At 69.7% G+C, this 2,406-nt stretch carries 2 protein-coding genes; both read right to left on the reverse strand.

The window, feature by feature from the left end:
• Window positions 1-154: 154 nt before the first annotated feature.
• Window positions 155-943, reverse strand: coding sequence for a 3-oxoadipate enol-lactonase (gene pcaD, locus Q0480_RS08240; RefSeq protein ID WP_299131950.1), 789 nt, complete (start codon window positions 941-943; stop codon window positions 155-157).
• Between the two features lie 9 nt (window positions 944-952).
• Window positions 953-2,182 (reverse strand): multidrug effflux MFS transporter, encoded by a 1,230-nt coding sequence (locus tag Q0480_RS08245; protein WP_299131952.1) that lies wholly within the window; start codon window positions 2,180-2,182, stop codon window positions 953-955.
• Between the last annotated feature and the right edge of the window lie 224 nt (window positions 2,183-2,406).

Consider the following 2,406-nt stretch of genomic DNA (forward strand, 5'->3'; position numbering starts at 1 on the left):
GTGCCTCCGGCACGACAGGGCATGCCCGTCACGATTTCGCGTAACCTCGAAATCGTGAAGCGAAGGCTGGAAGGTCGTGCATCGCTCGGAGCGTTCTGGCGGGCGCCCCTCAATGAGGCGGCTCTGATGCGACGCGCGCGCCTGCGGGCCGCGCTCAGCCGAGGTCCCGCAGGAACCTCGCGATCAGGGCGGCCGTCGCTTCGGGTTGCTCGACGCAAGGGATGTGGCCGGCGCGGCGGATGATCTCGAATCGCGCGCCGGCGATGCTTTCGGCGGTTTCGCGCACGAGGTCGGGCGGGGTCGAGCCGTCCTGATCGCCGACGAGCGCCAGCACCGGCAGGCGCAGGCCGGCGGTCGAGGCGCGCAGGTCGGTGTCCGCGATGGCGGCGCAGCAGCCGAGATAGCCGTCGAGCGGGGTACGGACCACCATGTTCCGCCAGAGGGCGAGTTCGTCGGCGCGGGCGCTGTGGAACCCCCTGGTGAACCAGAGCCGCATCACCTGGTCGGCGATCGCCTCGATGCCGTTGGCGCGGACGGTGGCGATCCGCTCGTTCCAGCCATCCTCGGTGCCGATCTTGGCGGCGGTGTTCGACAGGACGGCGGCGCGGACGAGGTCGGGGCGCTCGGCGGCGAGGCCCTGGGCGACCACTCCGCCGATCGACAGTCCGACGAACACCGCGTTGCGAAAGCCGGTCGCTTCCATCAGCGCGGCGGCGTCGGCGACGAGATCGCCCATGAAATAGGCGCCGTCCGGCGCGTCGGTCAGGCCATGCCCCCGCATGTCATAGCGCAGCACGCGCAGACCGGGCGGCAGCAGCGGGAGCAGATTGTCCCAGACGCGGAGGTCGGTGCCGAGCGAATTGGCAAAGACGATCGGCGCGCCCGCCGGATCGCCGCCGATCGCGTGATGGACCCGGAGTCCATTGACCGTGATGACCCGCATCCTGTCCCCCTACCGGTGTTGGCTGGCGATCTCTGGCCGGCGCAGTGTCGTGCGCGACAATATGAAGGCGACGAGGGCGCAGGCGCCGATGGTGCCGGCCATGGGCAGCGCGGTGCCGTCGAAGATGGCGCTGACCAAGACGATGGTCAGTGCCCCGAGCATCATCTGCAACGTGCCGCCGAGGGCGGAGGCGATGCCGGCGATCGCGCCATGCTCCTCGAGTGCGAGGATCATCGAGGTCGGGATGACGAGGCCGAGAAAGGCGAAGGTCGCGAAGAGCATCGCCATCAGCAGCGGCAGGCTGTCGACGCCGGCGAATGTCACCAGCGCCAGCACCGCCGCGCCGATGGCGTAGCCGGCGACCGCCGCCTTGACGACGCGGACGATGCCGTGCCGCGCGCCGAGCCCGGCCGCGGCCTGCGAGGCGGCGAAGAAGCCGATGGCATTGAACGAAAAGGCGAGGCTGTACTCTGTCGGCGTCAGACCGAAATGGTCGATATAGAGAAAGGACGAGCTGGCGAGAAAGGCGAAGAAGCTCGCCATGCCGAGGCCGGCGATGAAGGTAAGTCCCATGAACACCGGATCGCGCACGAGGGTGCGGAAGGCCGCGGCGATCTCGGCGCCGCCGATCGGCATCCGGCGCTCGGGCGCGTGGGTCTCGGGCAGCAGCTTCCAGACGAGGACGATGGCGAGCAGCGCGGCGAGGGTGATCGCGACGAAGACCGCGCGCCAGCCGAACGGGATGATCAGGGCGCTGCCGAACAGCGGCGCCAGCATCGGCCCGACGCTGATGACCAGCATGGTCAGCGCCATCATCCGGGTCGCCTCGATCCCGGTATAGCGGTCGCGGATGATGGCGCGCGGGATCACCATGACCGAGGCGGCGCCGACGCCCTGGACGAAGCGGAAGGCGATCAGCCATTCGATCGTCCCGGCGAGGGCGCAGCCGACCGAGGCGAGGCTGAAGAGTCCGAGCCCGAAGAACAGCGGCGGTCGCCGGCCGGCCATGTCCGACACCGGCCCATAGCCGAGCTGGCAGAGCCCGAAGGCGAGGAAGAACGCCATCAGCGTCATCTGCGTCGCGCCGACGCTGGCGCCGAGGTCGGCGGCGATGGTCGGCATCGCCGGCAGATACATGTCGATGGCGAAGGGTCCGACCGCGCCGAGCAGGCCGAGCACGATCGCGTCCTTGAGGAAACCGGAGCGGGTCGGGGCGGAGTTGGCTGGGCCGGATTGCATCGGGTGGTCCTCGATCGTCGCGGCCGATCTAGGGCGAAACCGGGTGGACTGGCAATCACGGACGGCGGCTCGGACGGAGGGCGCGGCGCGATTTGGGCGATCCGGGGCGGGGGGGGATGTCCCTGACACACACCAACAACGGCCGAGCGATGCGCGGCGTCCGAGCCTGCACTGCGCGATTTCGAGGTTACGCGAAATCGTGACGGGCGTGCCCTGCCGGGGCA

Origin of the sequence: uncultured Amaricoccus sp. (genome assembly GCF_937891315.1) — a bacterium.
Lineage (GTDB): Bacteria > Pseudomonadota > Alphaproteobacteria > Rhodobacterales > Rhodobacteraceae > Amaricoccus.

Excerpts from the sequence above, each read along its gene's own strand:
- pcaD (WP_299131950.1), bottom strand. The coding sequence starts at position 943 with ATGCGGGTCATCACGGTCAATGGACTCCGGGTCCATCACGCGATCGGC.
- Q0480_RS08245 (WP_299131952.1), bottom strand. The coding sequence starts at position 2,182 with ATGCAATCCGGCCCAGCCAACTCCGCCCCGACCCGCTCCGGTTTCCTC.